This window comes from Leptolyngbya sp. O-77 (genome assembly GCF_001548395.1).
Lineage (GTDB): Bacteria > Cyanobacteriota > Cyanobacteriia > Elainellales > Elainellaceae > Thermoleptolyngbya.
The window spans coordinates 4,433,863-4,451,325 of sequence record NZ_AP017367.1; the positions used below are offsets into that span (position 1 = coordinate 4,433,863).

18 protein-coding genes and 2 tRNA genes are annotated in these 17,463 nt (G+C 56.8%); 6 read left to right on the forward strand and 14 right to left on the reverse strand.

Translation table 11 applies throughout. The features are described 5' to 3' along the window. Window positions 1-44: 44 nt before the first annotated feature. The 4 genes from O77CONTIG1_RS18750 to O77CONTIG1_RS18760 form a co-directional block, all read right to left on the reverse strand. Entirely contained in the window at window positions 45-1,076 is a 1,032-nt protein-coding gene (locus O77CONTIG1_RS18750; RefSeq protein WP_068513725.1) for an ArsJ-associated glyceraldehyde-3-phosphate dehydrogenase, read from the reverse strand. A 101-nt stretch (window positions 1,077-1,177) separates the two neighbouring features. Continuing rightward, a complete protein-coding gene (locus O77CONTIG1_RS18755; protein WP_410503474.1) occupies window positions 1,178-1,813 on the reverse strand; it encodes a substrate-binding domain-containing protein in 636 nt (211 codons plus the stop codon). Further along, the gene (locus O77CONTIG1_RS27200) at window positions 1,767-2,282 is read right to left on the reverse strand and encodes a substrate-binding domain-containing protein (protein WP_286132405.1); all 516 of its coding nucleotides are present in this window, start codon (window positions 2,280-2,282) and stop codon (window positions 1,767-1,769) included. The genes O77CONTIG1_RS18755 and O77CONTIG1_RS27200 overlap by 47 nt, the downstream gene beginning before the upstream one ends. Before the next feature lie 404 nt (window positions 2,283-2,686). Continuing rightward, window positions 2,687-3,007: an ArsR/SmtB family transcription factor gene (locus O77CONTIG1_RS18760; protein WP_068513728.1), complete on the reverse strand. Its 321-nt coding sequence runs from the start codon at window positions 3,005-3,007 to the stop codon at window positions 2,687-2,689. 471 nt (window positions 3,008-3,478) lie between these two features. Here O77CONTIG1_RS18760 and O77CONTIG1_RS23845 point away from each other — a divergent pair, with 471 nt between their 5' ends. Further along, a complete protein-coding gene (locus O77CONTIG1_RS23845; RefSeq protein ID WP_084782838.1) occupies window positions 3,479-5,020 on the forward strand; it encodes a DEAD/DEAH box helicase in 1,542 nt (513 codons plus the stop codon). Here O77CONTIG1_RS23845 and O77CONTIG1_RS18770 read toward each other — a convergent pair. The 3 genes from O77CONTIG1_RS18770 to O77CONTIG1_RS18780 form a co-directional block, all read right to left on the reverse strand. Continuing rightward, on the reverse strand, window positions 4,905-6,170 hold the full coding sequence (locus tag O77CONTIG1_RS18770; RefSeq protein ID WP_225894618.1) for a murein hydrolase activator EnvC family protein: 1,266 nt from the start codon (window positions 6,168-6,170) through the stop codon (window positions 4,905-4,907). The genes O77CONTIG1_RS23845 and O77CONTIG1_RS18770 overlap by 116 nt on opposite strands. After that, window positions 6,095-6,730, reverse strand: coding sequence for a LysE/ArgO family amino acid transporter (locus O77CONTIG1_RS18775; protein ID WP_068513737.1), 636 nt, complete (start codon window positions 6,728-6,730; stop codon window positions 6,095-6,097). Before O77CONTIG1_RS18775 ends, O77CONTIG1_RS18770 begins: the two co-directional genes overlap by 76 nt. 64 nt (window positions 6,731-6,794) lie before the next feature. Next, complete coding sequence (locus O77CONTIG1_RS18780) at window positions 6,795-7,256, reverse strand: Lrp/AsnC family transcriptional regulator (RefSeq protein WP_068513740.1); 462 nt, start codon at window positions 7,254-7,256, stop codon at window positions 6,795-6,797. 460 nt (window positions 7,257-7,716) lie between these two features. Between O77CONTIG1_RS18780 and O77CONTIG1_RS23850 the strand changes: the two genes are divergently transcribed. The 5 genes from O77CONTIG1_RS23850 to O77CONTIG1_RS18810 all read left to right on the forward strand — a co-directional run bounded on the left by O77CONTIG1_RS23850 (window position 7,717) and on the right by O77CONTIG1_RS18810 (window position 10,570). Then, on the forward strand, window positions 7,717-8,592 hold the full coding sequence (locus O77CONTIG1_RS23850; protein WP_084782839.1) for a M48 family metallopeptidase: 876 nt from the start codon (window positions 7,717-7,719) through the stop codon (window positions 8,590-8,592). Continuing rightward, window positions 8,571-8,652: transfer RNA gene (locus tag O77CONTIG1_RS18795), tRNA-Leu, on the forward strand. Before O77CONTIG1_RS23850 ends, O77CONTIG1_RS18795 begins: the two co-directional genes overlap by 22 nt. 196 nt (window positions 8,653-8,848) lie before the next feature. Next, the gene (locus tag O77CONTIG1_RS18800) at window positions 8,849-9,508 is read left to right on the forward strand and encodes a Uma2 family endonuclease (RefSeq protein WP_068513747.1); all 660 of its coding nucleotides are present in this window, start codon (window positions 8,849-8,851) and stop codon (window positions 9,506-9,508) included. Between the two features lie 23 nt (window positions 9,509-9,531). Beyond that, on the forward strand, window positions 9,532-10,128 hold the full coding sequence (locus O77CONTIG1_RS18805; RefSeq protein ID WP_068513750.1) for a Uma2 family endonuclease: 597 nt from the start codon (window positions 9,532-9,534) through the stop codon (window positions 10,126-10,128). 196 nt (window positions 10,129-10,324) lie between these two features. Further along, complete coding sequence (locus tag O77CONTIG1_RS18810) at window positions 10,325-10,570, forward strand: hypothetical protein (protein ID WP_068513753.1); 246 nt, start codon at window positions 10,325-10,327, stop codon at window positions 10,568-10,570. Window positions 10,571-11,059: 489 nt separating this feature from the next. Here the strand turns inward: O77CONTIG1_RS18810 and dusB are convergent, their stop codons facing one another. From dusB to O77CONTIG1_RS18845, 7 genes are all read right to left on the reverse strand, one after another. After that, window positions 11,060-12,118, reverse strand: coding sequence for a tRNA dihydrouridine synthase DusB (gene dusB / locus O77CONTIG1_RS18815; RefSeq protein ID WP_068513756.1), 1,059 nt, complete (start codon window positions 12,116-12,118; stop codon window positions 11,060-11,062). Window positions 12,119-12,213: 95 nt separating this feature from the next. Then, window positions 12,214-12,921, reverse strand: coding sequence for a hypothetical protein (locus tag O77CONTIG1_RS26380; protein ID WP_225894619.1), 708 nt, complete (start codon window positions 12,919-12,921; stop codon window positions 12,214-12,216). A gap of 55 nt (window positions 12,922-12,976) precedes the next feature. Continuing rightward, a complete protein-coding gene (gene gltX / locus O77CONTIG1_RS18825; RefSeq protein ID WP_068513759.1) occupies window positions 12,977-14,431 on the reverse strand; it encodes a glutamate--tRNA ligase in 1,455 nt (484 codons plus the stop codon). 172 nt (window positions 14,432-14,603) lie between these two features. Continuing rightward, on the reverse strand, window positions 14,604-14,990 hold the full coding sequence (locus tag O77CONTIG1_RS18830; protein ID WP_068513762.1) for a HEPN domain-containing protein: 387 nt from the start codon (window positions 14,988-14,990) through the stop codon (window positions 14,604-14,606). Then, the gene (locus O77CONTIG1_RS18835; RefSeq protein ID WP_068513767.1) at window positions 14,987-15,340 is read right to left on the reverse strand and encodes a nucleotidyltransferase family protein; all 354 of its coding nucleotides are present in this window, start codon (window positions 15,338-15,340) and stop codon (window positions 14,987-14,989) included. Before O77CONTIG1_RS18835 ends, O77CONTIG1_RS18830 begins: the two co-directional genes overlap by 4 nt. A gap of 55 nt (window positions 15,341-15,395) precedes the next feature. Beyond that, window positions 15,396-15,469 (reverse strand) — tRNA-Asp (locus tag O77CONTIG1_RS18840). Window positions 15,470-15,586: 117 nt separating this feature from the next. Continuing rightward, window positions 15,587-17,299 carry a TM0106 family RecB-like putative nuclease gene (locus O77CONTIG1_RS18845; protein ID WP_286132408.1) on the reverse strand — a complete coding sequence of 571 codons (1,713 nt, stop codon included), beginning with the start codon at window positions 17,297-17,299 and terminating at the stop codon, window positions 15,587-15,589. Window positions 17,300-17,463 lie beyond the last annotated feature (164 nt).

Consider the following 17,463-nt stretch of genomic DNA (forward strand, 5'->3'; position numbering starts at 1 on the left):
CGGGGTGTGGGGAGTGAGGCTGACGATGGGTTTGGGACGCTCGATCATGTCCGCAGAACCGCTACCTTCCTTGCCAGTTCTACCATCCGGTTCGCGTAGCCCCACTCGTTGTCGTACCACGCCAGAATTTTGACCTGCGTGTCGTCGATGACCATCGTGGAGAGCGCGTCGATGATGCTGGAGCGGGGATCGTCTTTGTAGTCGATAGAGACGAGGGGGCGCTCTTCGTAGCCGAGGATGCCTTTTAGTGGGGTGGTTTCGGCAGCAGTTTTGAGAAGCTGGTTCACCTCTTCAACGGTCGTAGGGCGAGCGACTTCAAATACGCAGTCGGTAAGGGAGGCGTTGAGCAGGGGGACACGGACAGCGAGACCGTTGAGTTTGCCCTGGAGTTCGGGATAGATGAGGGCGATCGCCGTTGCAGAACCCGTCGTCGTGGGAATCAGCGACATCCCCGTAGCGCGGGCGCGGCGCAGGTCTTTGTGGGGCGCGTCTACGATCGTCTGCGTGTTGGTGTGGTCGTGAATCGTGGTGATCAAACCATGCTTAATGCCGATGCCTTCGTGAATCACCTTCACTACGGGCGCAAGACAGTTCGTGGTGCAAGAAGCCGCCGTTAGCAGGTGATGCTCAGCCGGATTGTAGCGGTGGTCATTCACGCCCATTACCACATTCAGCGCCCCCGTTTTCACCGGAGCCGCCACAATCACCTTCTGCACACCACGCTTGAAATATGGCTCCAGCGTTTCCACTGTGCGGAACTTGCCCGACGCTTCTAGCACCAGCTCTACGCCGGTCTCTTCCCAGGGCACCTCGCCAGGGCTGCTGTATTCGCTAAAGCTGAGGGTGTGGTCATCAATGCGGAGGCGATCGCCCTCTGCCGCCACCTCATGTCCCCAGCGCCCATGCACCGAGTCAAAGGTCAGCAGGTGCGCCGCGCATTCCGCCCCGCCTTTGATCTCGTTAATGTGGACAAATTCCAGCTCAGGAACAGCCCAGCCCGCCCGCAGCACTAGCCGTCCGATTCGTCCAAAGCCGTTGATCCCAACTCGAATGGGGGAGGTGTGTGTAATGGCCATGCGGGATCAGAGGGTAGGAGATTGCAGAGTAAGACTTGAAATCAAGCAGACAAAGTTTAGCCATGAGACTAAAACTTTGCCTGCGTTTTGTCGAGTGCTGCTTAGAAGGCGGCTTCTTTTTGCAGCAGGTCTTCCAGTTTCAGGTTGGTGGGGGCTGATCCAGCAAATACGGTTCCCACCTTGCCCGTTTGGAAGTGGGTCAGGGCAATGTTGTAGACCTCGTCGGGTAGGGGGATATAACCGACAACCCTTGCCAAAAATCGGCCGTTGTTAAGGTAGTACTCCACAAACTCTTTGAGCTTGGGATTCTTCTCAGCAGAATCAGCGTTGACGTAGATAAAGAGCGGGCGTGCCAGGGGTTGATAAATTCCTTCTCGAACTGCCTCTGCGGAGGGTTCGACTGGGCCCGCGCCATTGTCGATTGGCACGGCTCGCAGCAGGGTGCGACTTTCTTCAAAGTAGGCAAGACCAAAATAGCCCAGCGCATTGGGGTTGTTGCGAACGCCACGCACCAAGTCGTAGTCATTTTCGCTGGCGTTGTAGTCTTTGCGGCTCGCACCAGAGCGACCGACGATCGCCTCGGTGAAATAGTCAAAGGTGCCCGAGTCGCTGCCCGCGCCATAGAGTTCTAAGGGGCGATCGGGGAAGCTAGGGCGCACCTGATTCCAGCGCGTGATCCGGCCTTCGGCGCTAGGTTCCCAAATCTTTTTCAGCTCTGCCACTGTCAGCGCATCCACCCCAGGTATTGTCTCGATGAACTGCGACGGTGAGGGCATCAAAAGGCAACAGGCAGTTCGTAATACCGAAACACCCGCAGACTTGCATGCCGCCCATCTCGCTCTGGGTGATGGGGCGAGAGGCATTGCTAATGTCTGTTTCGCCCGCACAGAATTTGCGAAATCCGCCGGAGGTTCCTGAAAACTCAACCTTGATCTCTGGTTCATCTTCGCGCTCAAAGGCATATTCCTTAACGACTTCATCGGTAATGGGATAGACCGTACTGGAGCCATCGATGGTGATTGTCTCTTCGGCAGGGGCGATCGCCACGCCCTGAGCATTGGTAGCCGCAGGCACGCCCGGCGATTCTGTAACAATGGGCGGTGTCGGCACGCTGCACGCCACCGCCATGATTCCAGCGGCGATCGCCACTCCTGAATATCGAATCCACGAATACCGAGTCCAATTTTTAGCTGAAACCTTATTCATTACTTTCATGGCTTTCATGAGTATCCTTACCTCTTTGAAGCACCAGGATTCCAAAGTGACACCAGCATTGTGCGATCGCGCCACTCCACAACCCACGTCAACCGGAACACAGATGCCTTAAGTTTATTTTTCGTAGTCGCTAAAAAATCTAGAGAGCCGTTCTGCCAGATCTACTAAGCTCCTTAAGCCATGCCAGCCCTCGCTAGCTCGTCAAAGTAAGTTTTCAAACTTAAATTCTTCAAACCTAGACAGCTTGCCTGATTAAACTAGACAAGCTAAGAAGCCAAACTAAGAAATATTGATACATCAATCAAACTTGATAAGTCAAGCGTAGCTGTGTCCTAAAACACAGAATTTGCCAACGTTTTGTAAATTTGGAATCGCCATCCGCTAAAGCGATTTCCTTAAGCGCAGGGCCGCCCCGGTCGTGCTGGGTTACAGCGTCTCAACTCAGCCAAAAACTGCTCCAGCAATTCAAACTGCGGCAAATTCAGACTGTAATAGGTCCAGCGTCCTTCTTGCCGAGCTATCACGAGTTCGGCGTCGCGCAGCGCCTTCAGATGAAACGACAGCTTAGACTGCGACACCTCCAGCACATCGCACAGATCGCACACGCACATTTCCTGAGTCCGCAGCGCGTCGATCACTTGCAGCCGCAGCGGCTCAGACAGGGCGTGAAATCCGGCAAGGGTTTGGGCAGGAGTGAGGGCGATCGCTTCAGTCATTCTGCCTGTTGAAAAAATCTTGGGTGCAATCTTGGGTACAATCTTGGGTGCAAAGAAGCGCTATGAGCAGGCAACGAACTAAATGCGCCAGCCGCTGGGGAACTACCGCCAATCGCCGCAATGCTCAAGTATTTCCATTCTACGGGTCGTCTGGCAGATGCTGCGCCTCCAGACTCCGGTTTTGAGAGCTACAAGTCTCTCGATATCAGGCTTTGATCATTGCCGCCGGGCCACAACTTTCAGCCTGCACATAGAATAGATCTGCTAAGATGCAGATTCGTGGCATGATATCCGGTCTGGGTGCCGCGCTGGGCAATTCTTTAACGCAACTGGCTTCAAAGTAGGTTGCAGACTCAAACTTGCTAGCTCAAGGCAGTTTGTCAGGAATCGGGCCTAACAATTGACCCTTTTTCGATCTGCGGCAGGCCGGCGTTTCAAACGGCGCGGATCGACCCTACTTCTGGAGTTTTAATGTCCTTTTCTGAACTCGGACTGGCCGATGAGATTGTCCGCGCCGTAGCTGCACGCGGCTACACCACCCCTACCCCAATCCAGGCGAAAGCCATCCCCGCAGTGCTGGCCGGGCATGACCTACTCGCCAGCGCCCAAACCGGAACCGGAAAAACCGCCGGTTTTACACTACCCATTCTGCACCTGCTGGCGGCCGCAGGACTCAGCGCCTCCCCCGGCAAGCCCATGCCGCGCGTTCCCGTGCGATCGCTCGTCCTCACGCCCACCCGCGAACTAGCCGCCCAAGTCGAAGAAAGTATCCGCGAATATGGTCAGTTTTTGCCCCTGCGCTCCACCGTCGTCTATGGCGGTGTGGGAATGCAGCCCCAGGTGCAGCGGCTGCGCGGCCGGATAGACATCCTGGTGGCCACGCCAGGGCGGCTGCTGGATCATGTGCAGCAGGGCACGGTGGATTTGTCGCGGGTGGAAATCCTGGTGCTGGATGAAGCCGATCGAATGCTGGATATGGGCTTTTTGCCCGACATTCGCCGCATCCTGGCGCAACTGCCCAAGCAGCGCCAAAACCTGCTGTTTTCTGCCACATTTTCGAGCGACATCAAGAAGCTGGCGGCCGGTCTGCTGCACAACCCTGTCACCATCGAAGTCGCTCCGCCCAACGCCACCGCCGATCTGGTGGAGCAAAAGGTTTACCCGGTCGATCGAGACAAAAAGCGCCAACTGCTGACCCACCTGATCCAGGAAAACAACTGGTTTCAGGTGCTGGTGTTTACGCGCACCAAGCATGGCGCAGATCATTTAGTGAAACACCTGACCACGCACCGCATTGCCGCTATGGCAATCCACGGCAACAAGAGCCAGGCCGCCCGCACCCGCGCCCTGGCCCAGTTCAAAGACGGCAGCCTGCAAGTGCTGGTGGCGACGGACATCGCCTCTCGCGGCATCGACATCAGCGAACTGCCGCACGTCATTAACTTTGACCTGCCCCATGTTCCCGAAGACTATGTGCATCGCATCGGGCGCACCGGGCGGGCCGGCACCGAGGGCGAGGCGGCCTCGCTAGTCTGCGTAGACGAGCTAAAGCTGCTGGCAGATATCGAAAAACTGATCCGGCGATCGCTCCCTCAGGAAATCGTCCCTGGCTTTGAACCCGACCTGAACGCCAAGCCAGAACCCATCCCCAAACGGGCGCAACCGTCAGGCGGGCGGGGCGCGGGCGATCGGGTGGCGGGTCGGGCGGCGGGTCGTCGCGCTCACATTCTGACAAAGCGCCGGGTCGCGCTGCTGCGAAAACTGCCTCGCCGGGCCGGGGCGATCGCCCTAAACCCAGTAGCAACACAGACAGCACCGATCCCAGCCGCCGTCGATCTCGCCCTGGCTCTCCGGGTTCCCGTCGCTCTGCCCGTCGCCCCGCTAGCTAAGGTCGGGATTACAAATAATTCAGCGGGTCAACGGGTTCACCGTTTTTGCGGACTTCAAAATGTAGGTGCGGCCCGGTGGAAAAGCCCGTGGAACCCACAGCGGCGATCGCCTCTCCCCGGCTGACCGCCTGCCCTTCAGACACATATACACGGCTGGCGTGGGCATAGAGCGTGGTGATACCGTTGCCATGATCGACAATCACTGATCGCCCGTAGCCGCCATACCAGCCAGAGTAAATCACCACGCCGCTATTGGCAGCGCGAATCGGAGTGCCCGTCGGTGCGCCAAAGTCGATGCCCGCGTGGAAGCGGCGATAGCCCAGAATCGGATGGACGCGATAGCCAAAGCCACTGGTTAGCCGCCCATCAGCAGGAATGCTCATAATACCGTTGCCGCGAATCACAATCCGGCTGCGCGACGCGGCGGCGAGGCGCTGGCGAATCAGGTTTGCCAGACTGGCAGAATCGCGAGCCAACTGCTCTTCGGCTTCTTCTAGCGCCTGCTGATCCTGCTTGAGCCGGGTAATCAGTTCTTCCTGGGTAGCCGCCTGCTGCTGATATTCCGCCCTCTGAGACTGGAGTTCCTGGGTAATTAGGGCAATCTCATTTTTCTGGCGCTCGACAGCGCGATGCCGGGCCACTAGCTCGTCCGACTGTCGCTTGAGATCCACCAAAAACTGGTTGTCTGCCTGATAAACCCGCCGGAGTTGATAGCGCCGTTCTAGAAATTCGTTCAGGTTTTGGCTTTGCAGCAGCACGGCCCAGCCGCTGCTGTCCTTTTGTCGCTGCAAGAAGCGCAGCCGCGCCACAGTGGCAAACTGCTGCTGCTGATAACGTTCCTCTGCTTGGGCCAATTCTTCCTGAAGCTGAACCAGGCGCGTGTTGGCATCTTTTAGCTTCTTTTCGTTTTGTTGAATCTGGGCAGTCGTCGTGTTGATGCGGTCTTCCAGCGAGTCGAGCTTCTGCTGGGCAGAGTTTTCCAGATTTTCGAGCTGGTTGCGCTGCTGATTTAGGGTCGATCGCTTTTGCTCGACCTGCTGCCGCTGTTGCCGGAGAGTATCCACTGAGGGCGAGGCCTGAGCAAGGACTGTGGGCAGGGCGATCGCCCCCGATTGAACCGTCCCCGATTGAAGCACCGCAGATTGTGCCAAAACTCGCATTCCCACACTTCCCAGCAGCAGCACCGCCAGCACCAGCGCTATCCCCGCAGAAGAGCGACCAGCGCGACGCTGCCAAAGGCGATTAAGACGATTCCAGACCCTCGATTGACCCACTGTAAGCTGTTGGTTTTAGAAAAGGATGCTCGAAACAGACTGACACCGCCGCTCAGCAGCAGCCACCACAGCGCCGACCCCAAAAACACACCCAGCACCGTTACCGTAGCCGCCAACAGGTCACCGCTAGAACTCGCCAGCCCCAGCCCAGCAAACACCGCCGCAAAGGACATGATAGTTGCTGGATTTGTCAGCGTTAACAAAATTGTCGAAAGATAGGCACCCCATAGCCCAGCGGCCCGAATTTTGCCGTCGCTCGAAGCGGCCGCTGTGGCTGGCTGGGCGAGGAAGGTCTGCACCCCAAGGTAAATCAGAAACAGCCCGCCGACGAGACGAAACCACCCAGCTTGACCAATCAGGATAGCAGAGATCAGGGTCAATCCGTACGCGGCGATCGCCCCATATATAGCGTCTGCTGTGGCCGCGCCCAAACCCGATAATAACCCCGCCAGTTGCCCCTGAGTCAATGTCCGCCGAATGCACAGCACACCAATTGGGCCAACCGGAGCAGCAATCGAAAACCCTATTAGTAGACCACGGGCAAACAGGGAGAGGTTCATTGTCGTTGAGGGGTTAGGGTCATGGGCTGATAGGAAGTTGGGGTTGTTCTATCACGCCAACCCTTCATTCCGCCCGAATGGGCAAAACGCTCGTCTCTTTCACCGTGGACAGCACAATCGTTGTGCGGGTACGGAGGAGACCAGGAAGGCTCTTGAGTTCGTCGCTGACCAGGCGTTCCAGATCTTTGGTGTGCTGGCAGCGGACTTTCAGCCAGTAGTCATCCTCTCCGGCGATGTGGTGGCATTCCTGCACTTCGGCGAGTTGAAGGACTTTCTCCAGGAAGGGGGCGCGGTGTTCGGGACGCTCCAGCGTAACGGCAATGAAGGCAGTGAGGTGACAGCCTGCCGCTTCCGGATCAACCCGCGCGGTGTAGCCCAAAATCACGCCGCGTTCCTCTAGCCGCCGGACACGATCGCCCGCTGCCGGGGCCGACAGTTGCAGCACCGTCGCCAGTTCGGCCCAGGTCATGCGGCCGTTCTGCATCAGGTGTCGAATCACTTTGGAATCGAGGTCATCCAGGGTCATGTAGTTAACATAGCAAAGTTATCCTATAAAAAACTTTCTTTTCCAAGGTTTTCTATGGCTCAAGTTTTTGATACCAGCACGAAATTTAGCCACCTAGGGCTTGTCTTGCTTTTGCGCTTCTCTAGCGGGGAACTTCTCAGCCTTCAGCACTCGTCCTCTATAGCTGGAGACTCTTGCGCTCCAGGCCTGGGAGGTTGGGGGGCTAGCCTTCCAGGCAAAAAATTTTCGCCCGCTAATCTGCATAGGGCAAATCGCATAGGGCAAATCGCACAGGCCAATTTGCATAGGGCAAATCGCACAGGCCAATTTGCACGGGCCAATTTGCACAGGACAATTTACATAGGCTAAAGTCCGCCGAGCCAGCAGTCTACAGGCGGGCTTGTCGCTAGAATGAAGAGAACCCGTGCGATCGCCCCATTCAGCGAAGATTTGCGCGGAATATTGCTCTCTGCCTGTTGCCATGCCTGCCAAAACACCGCTCATTGGTCTGCAATCCGCCCACTTTCGCCACCCGCTCGATTTGCAAGCAACTCAGGCATTGCAGCAGCTTCCGGGGCTGGATTTAGCGATTCGTGGGCTGCTGGGGCCCGTAGCAGAGCAGTTTTTTCAGCTAGAAAACCTGGCCTCGGGGATTTTGGTGAGCGATCGCCAGTTGCCCCAGCTTCATGAACTCCTGCTAGAGGCGTGCAAGATCCTCGACCTAGAGCCACCCCAACTCTACGTGCGGCAAAACCCCACACCCAACGCCTACACCTTTGCCATGCGCGGCAAGCAGCCGTTTGTGGTGATTCACACCTCGCTGATTGACCTGCTGACCCCGGAAGAAATCCAGGCGGTGATTGCCCACGAACTGGGGCATTTGAAATGCGAACACAGCGTCTATCTGACGATGGCGAATATTGCGGTGCTGGCGGCGGGGCAACTGGGGCTGCCGCTGGGGCCGCTGGTGGCGCAGGGCTTGCAAGAGCGGCTGCTGGAATGGGTGCGCTGTGCCGAATTTACGTGCGATCGCGCTGCGTTATTGGTCGCGCAAGATGCCCGCGTAGTAGCCTCAGTGCTGATGAAGCTGACGGGCGGTTCCCCCACACTCGCCAGCCAGCTTAACCTGGACGCATTTTTGGAACAGGCCCGCACCTACGATGACCTCAGCCTCAGCGACATGGGCAAAATGCTGCGCGAAACCCAGACCGCCCAGCGCACCCATCCGGTTCCCGTGCTGCGGGCCCGAGAAATCGATCGCTGGGCCAGCAGCCAAGATTATGAAAAGCTGTTGCATCAGCGCCCAATCCCGTATAATGAAAAGGCCAAATCCCAGGGCGGGTGGCGAAACTGGTAGACGCACCACACTCAAAATGTGGCACCTTCGGGTATGCGAGTTCGATTCTCGCCCCGCCCATCTTAAAAACTCTGAAAGCGTCTGAAGAACAGTCTGAGGAGCAGAGAGTCTGAAACGCTGAATGTCTGCTAGCCTGAGCGCAACTACGTGGCTCAGTTCATTGGTCTTGACTTGATTTAAAACAATTCTCCCGACCCCATTCGATACACTGGAGGTCAGGAGATGAAGTTTCAGAGAAAATCCTCAGAGTCAATTCATGGTTGATGCGCTGTCGTCTTCGCCACGCCTGATCTCGAATGCCTGGGTGCCTGCGACCTGGGAGGTGTTTTTGGCAAGCTGCGATCGCCCAGAGGTTGAAAACGCCCATTGCTATTACGATGCAGGCTGGATGAGGATTGAAACGATGCCAACGGGATCGGCACACGGGCAAGACAATTCGATTCTGGCGGCAGTCATTACGCTATATGGCACCCTGCGTGACCTTGCCTATACTGCTTTAATCCACACCAACTTCCGGCAGCCGGGAGAGCGGGAGTGTCAGCCAGACTTGGCGTATTACATTGGTACAGATACTACCCGCCCACCCAAAAATAATCAGCCTGTGGATGTAACCGTTTGGGGTGCACCGACCCTAGCGATTGAAATTTCCTCCAGCACGCTCAGCGATGACTTGGGGCAGAAGCGGCTGCTGTATGAGCGACTGGGTGTACGGGAATATTGGGTGGTGAATGTGGAAGCAGGCACAATCATCGCGTTTGAAATTGTGAGTGGTGGAAGTCGCCAGATCCAAGTTTCAACTGTGCTGCCAGACCTATCGCTGGCAATCGTGGAGGAGGCACTACGCCGCAGCCAAACGGAAGATCACGGTGCAGTAAATCGCTGGCTGTTGCACCAGTTTCAAGCCTTGAAGCGCTGACATTCAATTTGTAGGAACTTGCCATGACCCAGGCCAGAGCCACGTTTGCCAGCTTTGAGGAATACCTCACCTACAGCGATGCAGCGCCGCTGGAGGGTCGCTATGAGTTAATCGATGGGGAGCTAATCGAGTTGCCGCCAGAATCAGAGCTGAATAACTGGATTGCAGACAACTTGCAGTTTTTGCTGGCGATCGCCCATCTCTTTCCCCGTCGGTTGATTAAGACCCACGCTCTAGAACTCCAAGTGCCTGTGCTGCAACCCAAAGACGCAGCTAATCGCTATCCCGACCTAGTGATACTGCGTCCCGAACATCTGGAGCTAACGCAACGACGGCTGACGATTACGCTGGAAATGCCCCCACCGCGCCTAGTGGTGGAAGTCCTCAGCCCTGGTAAAACAAACCGCGATCGCGATGATGTGCGAAAGCGGCTGCAATACGCAGCAGTCGGTATTCCCGAATATTGGCTAATTGACCCGATCGCGCAGACGGTGACAGTGCTGTCGTTGGAAGGAACCGCCTATCGAGAAGTCGGTACCTTTGGCACAGGTGAGGCGATCGCCTCCGTTGAGTTTCCTGAACTGGCGATCGCCGTAGATCGTCTCTGGGACGAGGGTTAGGGGGATTCACCCCTGATTTACCCAGGTATTTGCATCAAGGTTTGTTAACTTATCGGCATCAGACCAGCGCTGGCATCTGTAATTTGTAAAAATGAATACAGAAATTTTTTCTGCTTTTTCTCGCTTCGGCGCGGAAAGAGCGCTTCTGTGTTGATTTTTTCTGCACTGATTTTTCATTAAGCCGGAGTCTGAAACTATGTCTCTTTACCCGACCGACACGGCGCGGCTGACGCTAGACCTAGAGCAGGCGATCGCCCAGGGTTGGAACCCAGTCTGTCGCATCACCTACAACCGGGATACGTGGGTCAATCTGCTGCAACCGCTCAGTGCCTACAGCTTCAATGAAGCCAAGCTGCTGTGCCAGGAGGCTTCTGGGAGCTGGGTGGCGTGGGTGCCAGATTATGGTGAGGTCGTGTTAGACCGAAGCGATTTCTACTGCTAGGGCGATCGCCGCTGAATCTGGTTTGAATCTGAATGCTTGAACCAGAGCCGTAGACCGTTACGAATACCAACGATGAACACCGACTCTGTGATTAACTGGGATGAGGATTAACTGGGATGAGCTATTCGAGTAGCTACCAGGAACGATGGTAGAACTCAAGGAAAAACCTGGCGTTTTATATCAAATTGAATCCTACGAAGCGCTCATGGTTCCCCCGATTTGGCTGGTGGGCGATCCACGACCGCGCTATCCCAGCGATCTGAACGTCGGATCTGAACGTCGTCTCACGGCGAGCGGTTCAGGTCTGTGAACTGGAGCCTCAGTCTGCGCTGGGCTAGAATTGCCCTGCCGCGGCACTTCGTTGCTTTACTTTTTATTACCTTTTTTTACTTTATTTATTACCTCATTGCGTCGCGCCTGCGCTTTCCAGCAGGCGGACAACCTTGGGGATAGCCCATCTGGTTCGCTTTTTCTAGAGCCGATGTCGATCTAAACTTCGACCAGTTCTGGTGCAGCGCCGGGCAGGTCGCTCCAATCATACTCAGACAATCGGGCGATCGCCCAGTCCAGCAGTTCCAGCCCTTGCTCCAGATTTTCGATGACGGCCAGCTTGCCGCGCAGCACCGCCGCATCGGGAAACCCCTTGGCATACCAGGTCATGTGTTTGCGGGCCTGACGAATGCCGCGATCGCCCTTATACTCCCACAGCATTTCCAAATGGTCGCGGGCACACTGCATCCGCTCCACCGGATTCGGCGGCCGACGCAACTCGCCCGTTTTCAGGAAATGATCCACCTCGCCCACTAGAAACGGATAGCCCAGCGTCCCCCGCGAACACATCACGCCGTCTGCGCCCGTTTCCTCCAGGCAGCGCACCGCCGCCTCCACCGAAAAAATATCCCCATTGGCAATCACCGGAATCGACAGCGCCGATTTCACTTTGCCGATCCACTCCCAGCGGGCGGGGCCGTTGTAGCCCTGGGCGCGAGTGCGGCCGTGCAGCGTCAGCATTTGTGCGCCTGCATCTTCCATCCGGCGGGCAAATTCCACCGCGTTGATTTCCTGATCGCTCCAGCCAATGCGCGTCTTCACCGTCACGGGCACGTTCACCGCCTGCACCACAGACCGCACAATTTCTGCCGCCAGATCTGGCTGCCGCAGCAAGGAGGAGCCGCCGCCGTTTTTGGTGATTTTATTCACCGGGCAGCCCATGTTGATGTCTACGGTGTCTGCGCCTTCGTCTACGGCCTTTTGCGCGGCTTCGGCCAAAAAGTCGGGGCGACAGTCAAAAAGCTGAATGCTAATGGGGCGTTCACTGGGGTCTACTTCCATAATTTTAGGAAGCTGCTTAACGTAGTGCAGCCCCGTCGCGTTGACCATTTCGGTGTACATCATGGAGGCAGGCGCATACCGCCGCACCAGCCGCCGAAACACCAGATCGGTCACGCCCGACAGCGGCGACTGCAACACGCGACTATTCACCTCAAAATTGCCGATCTTGAGCGGTGAGGCGAGGCGTTGCTGGAGTTCTGGCGATAGCGTAATCATGGGCGGTTGACGGGCGGTTGAGAGGGCACTCTACCCAACGACGGGCGATCGCCCGACTTTTCCCATTATGGCAGGTGAATTGCCCCAACGCGCCCTCACTCCGGCTGCTGCAAGACCCGAATCAAATAGGGAAAGTACCCGTTATTGCGATGAGAGCCGATCCAGATTTCGTAGCGACCGGGGAGCCACTGTCCGGCGATGCCGGGGTTGAGGCTTAGGTAATTATCGTTGCACCAGCTTCCGCCCGGCCCTTTGACGACCAGTGTAGTATCTTCGGCGCTTTGCACCTGGAGGCTGAGAAACTCAAAGGGAGCCGTGAGCGTCAGAATATGGTCAGGCTGGGTGTCTACGAAACCGAGGCAGGGCCCCGTGGCGGTTTCGGGGCGGCCGGCCACGTCGCTGGCTGGAAGGGGTCCGCCGCTGATGCCGCGAATCGTTTTGGGGCTAGGGTCTGCGCCGGGGGTGAGGGTGAGGTTTTCAAAAATCGTGCTGCCGCTGAACGGAGCGGGCGATCGCCGCTGGGTGCTGCGGGGAAAATGGGATGCGGGGCTAGGGGGCGCTGGCACAGACTGCACAGGTGCTTCAGGCCGTACCCCAGGACTGGGTGATGCTGCGGGGGGTTCGACGGGCGCGGATTCACCCGGCTCTGGCTCTTCCGTCGGAAATGGCACCGCAGGCTGCAACGGGTCGGGCAGGGTGGGCTGAGCCTGGGCGATCGCCCCAGATGCAGAACCGAGAGCGGCGATCGCCAGCGGCAGCGCAGTCCAGACGAGAACCCGACGCAACGTTGCAGAATAAGGCATGGCAATTTGAGCGTTGAATAGCAAAGAGTCCAGGTGATTCAGGGCAGAGCGCAGGTTAGACAGGGGACTGGGCGATCGCCAGCGCTTGCGTCAGGCGGGCTTTGTCAATCTGCCGCTGGTGCAGCAGCAGCCAGGATTGCACCAGGTCTGGTCCTTGCAGGTCGCCCGTCAGCGCTGCCCGCAGCGACTTCATCACCACGCCCTTTTTCACACCCGCCGCCTGCACGCCCTGCTGAATCACGTCCTGCACGGTATCTGGTGTAACAGCGGTCGTGTCTAGCGCCGTCAGGATGCCCTGAAGCGCCGTGCCCACGCTGGGCTGCTGGAGCTGCTGTGTCGCCGCATCGGTAAAGCCCACATCGGGCACGAACAGGTAGCGGGTCATCTCCACTGCGTCGTTTAGCTTTACCAGGCTGGGGCCGACGAGAGCAGCGACTTGTTCTAGCCAGGGGCGATCGCCCGTCGGGTCAAGCTCGTAGCCCGCCGCCTGCCACAGGGGAATGAGCAGGTCGGTCAGTTCACCAATGGGCTTATGATGCAGGTATTGGCTGTTGATCCAGTTGAGCTTGTCCCAGTCGAACTTGGCACCAGCTTTGTTGACTCGATCAAAGCTAAATTGTTTCGCGGCTTCTTCAAGGGTAAAGATTTCTGACATCCCCTCCGGCGGCGACCAGCCCAGCAGCGTCATATAGTTGGCGATCGCCTCTGGCGTATAGCCCATGTCGCGAAAATCAGAAATCGACGTAACACCATCTCGCTTCGACAGCTTCGCGCCTGCCTGATTCAAGATCAGCGGCGTGTGCCCAAATTCTGGCACCGTTGCACCCAGCGCTTCGTACAACAAGATTTGCTTGGGCGTGTTGCCGATGTGGTCTTCGCCGCGAATCACCTGGGTAATGCCCATGTCGATGTCATCCACCACCACCACAAAGTTGTAGAGCGGTGCGCCGATCTCGCCTGCTGCCGAAGCGCGGGCAATCACCATGTCGCCACCCAGGTCGCGCCCCTTCCAGGTCACCGTGCCACGCACCAGATCAGTCCAGGAAATTTCCCGGTCGTCGTCGATTTTGAACCGAATCACAGGCTGACGACCTTCGGCTATAAAGGCGGCTTCTTGCTCCGGAGTTAAATCGCGGTGGCGGTTGTCATAGCGGGGCGCTTCGTTGCGAGCTTTTTGGGCTTCGCGCATCGCGTCCAGTTCTGCGGGTGTGTCGTAGGCGCGATAGGCTAGCCCTTTATCCAGCAATTCCTGAATTTTTTGGCGATATAGCTCGGTGCGCTGGGTTTGAAACACTGGGCCTTCGTCCCAATTCAGCCCCAGCCATGTCAGCCCATCGAGGATGTTGTCGGTAAACTCGGAGCGCGATCGCTCCAAATCGGTGTCTTCAATCCGCAGCACAAACTGGCCGCCATTGTGACGGGCAAATAGCCAGTTAAACACGGCAGTACGAGCGGTGCCGATGTGGAGCTTTCCGGTGGGACTGGGCGCAATGCGAACGCGAACGGACATGTTTTAGGGGTTAGGGTTTAGGGATTGGGGGTTAGGTAGGCGACAAGGGATGGCGTGAGGGAATTAACGGCGATCGCCTCAGAACCACCCGACGACGCACAGCAAACCAACCTTAAAGATTCTAGCGATTCATGGAACCTTGTATGAGCAGGAGTTGTGTACATCCCACTTTTCAGGTGCTTCTCAAGATTTCTTGAACCTGTATGACAAAGCGCTCAGCGCAGGCGATCGCCGCTTTAGCCACTGATGTATCAATCGTTTTCAATTCGCCATAGTCTGCAATCTGTCGTATCTCGGCTAACCAATTCAGGTCGCGCCCATACTGCCTGTTCAAAATTCCCGATTTCACAAAATGCAAGCTAACAGCACGCAGCACACCAGTATGACTACCAAATGCCAGATCTTGAGAGAGAAGCAGGGCTGATGCAGCATAGAAAGCCGCGTAGTAGGCTCTTGATGCCGCCTCGTTTAAGAAGCCAGCATTTTGCAGCATCTTTGCCGCCTCCAACGATGAGTCAGCACGACCTAAATTTGCCTGAACTTCTTCAGAATGGCTCACAACACGATGCCTTCTCGCAAAATGTTGCGGTAGAAGTGGCTCACGCCTTGCTCAAACTCGGTAGCATCGGCTGGCTTTGCAGAAATCCAGTATGGTGCTTCTAGCTGAAGCGGATAGAGCAAATCCACAACGGCGCGCAGTTCTTGAAAGTAGTTGATGGGTGGAGCCAGCAGTACCAACAGATCAACATCACTAGTTGGGGTCAACTCATTTCTAACGGCAGAACCAAAGACAATCAGAGACCTTAACCTCTCGCCATAATGCTGGCTCAGCAGTTGTTGACACTTGTCCAGCGTCGCTTGCAAATCTGCACTTGGGTCTGAACTTGGGGTTGCTTGATTGGACAGCATAGCACTTGCCTACATTGCCTCTCAAACACCGCCTGCTCAAATCAAAATCCTAAAACGGGACCGACGGGGCTCGAACCCGCAACTTCCGCCGTGACAGGGCGGTGCTCTAACCGATTGAACTACGGTCCCTTGCGCTTTGTGCGCCCTTTGAAAGACGCAATCTCTATTGTGTAGATCTGGGAGCCTTTTGTCAAATGTTTTGAGAAATTTTTGGATATTTTTTGGGAAACAGGTTGAGTCCAATTCTCAATGACTTTGATGTGCCTGAATTTCCTGCACTTTTTCAGTAATGAATGCCACCAGCCAATCTTTGACGCGATGCGTGGCGCGGCAGTCGTCTTCGTTGTAGCGCAAGATTGATTCGAGAAACGCGCGATCGCCCGTTTGCAGCCATTGCGCGTACCAGAAAATCGACTGTGCGCCGTTGGCCTCGGCATCGCGCCAGTTAAACCCCAGCCAGCGGGCGATCGCCTTCAGCGCATAGCTCTCGACGGGCAGCAGCGCCACCTGCGTCACCCAGTCGTGCAAATCTACAAACCGCATCAGTACACTTTCGACCTGGTCTGGCGCAGCGCCAAACGCCTCTCCCAATCGGCGCACCGTCTGCACTTCGTAGGGGCAAAAATGAAAAATGGGCGCATCGGGATATCGCCCAAACAAGTCCATCAACTGGTTCCAGACCAGGCGCTCGTCTTCTGGCGTTTCGGCCAGCAGCGCATAAAACTGGTTGTGCCCCTGCGCCCGATCCACCACCAGCACGCCGTGCAGGTACACGACGTTTTGCTCTGGAGCCGACTCAATATCAAAATACAGCTCGACCTCGGCGGTCGGCAGGCTGCGGTGCTTGACCAGTTCCATCAGCGCCCCGTAAGACAGAGACGGATTCAGCAGCGCCTCCTGATTCAGCGTTGCCTGGGCCTGATACACCAACTTGTGCGCCACGGCCGGCCCAAAGCCAGGAAGCATTTCCAACTCCCGGACGGGCGTAGCCGCCAGCGCCTCCAGCGTGGTGATCTGCATCTGCTTGAGATAAACGTAGCGGCTGGGCGTAACGCCGGGAAGCAGAGAGAGATGGCGATCGCTCGTCGCCAGCCCATAGCAAAAGCTAGACCAGTGGCAGAGATCGCAGCGGTTGTGGGCAATAAACACTTCTGGTTCGCGCTGATTGATCAGCATCTCAGCGCAGGCATAGAGAATTTCTTCCATGCGTGGCAGCAGGTCAACCAGATCCACTGCGTAGGGGCCGCGCTGCCGCAGCATCAGCCAGCTCGTATCGCACCACGCCCCCTGCACCGCCGCCAGCACATAAGCATGAAACGCCGCCATCACCTGATAGTCCAGCTTGGGGCGCTTGCCCAGGCGGATATCCGTCGGCACATACATCCAGTCGCCAAAGACCGACTCTCCCGGCTGTCGCACCAGCAGATCAGGACAGCTCACCAGCATCACGCCGTCGCGATATTCCGTCAGCAGCACGCCGCGAGAAATCCGCTCCACCCCCTGCTGCATCAGCGTCAGAGTCTTCTCCGCACCCGCCGCCCAGTTCGAGCGGGGATAATCCGCTTCGTGAATCACCGCATCCTGCAAAATTTCGCGGCGATGAGCCAGGCTGTCTTGCCGCAGCTTGAGCAAATAATCGCTGGGAGCATCGCAATGGTTTAGATCGCCATAACGGTCAAGGTAGGCGCGGCGATGGCAGCGCTGAAAGCTAAACAGCAGCTCGTCAGTGAGCCAGATGGTGTGCGGACTGTGAGCGGCGTGAAATGCAGCGGGTTCTTCCTGTTCTGGCAACACCGGCTGCTTGCGGTAGGTGCTAGACGGGCGATCGCCCGCATATTGTGCCGTGTATGACCCGGTATACGACCCGGTACATGACCCGTTACATTGCCCCGGATATTGCTTGCTATAGGCCTCCGCAGACGGTCGAAAACTCGCGTCAGATTTAACACTTTCAGGCACCGAAACCAGCGAGGCAGAGTATTCGCTCTCCGCCTCTGATCGTTCAAATCGCGGCGGATTAGCGGACACACTCCTCCAGACTGAGCAAGCAAACCAGCGGTCGCTGCTTCAGCCTTGTGGAAACCTGGGAGTGGATCAATCGACTCGATAGCATCATGCGGGAT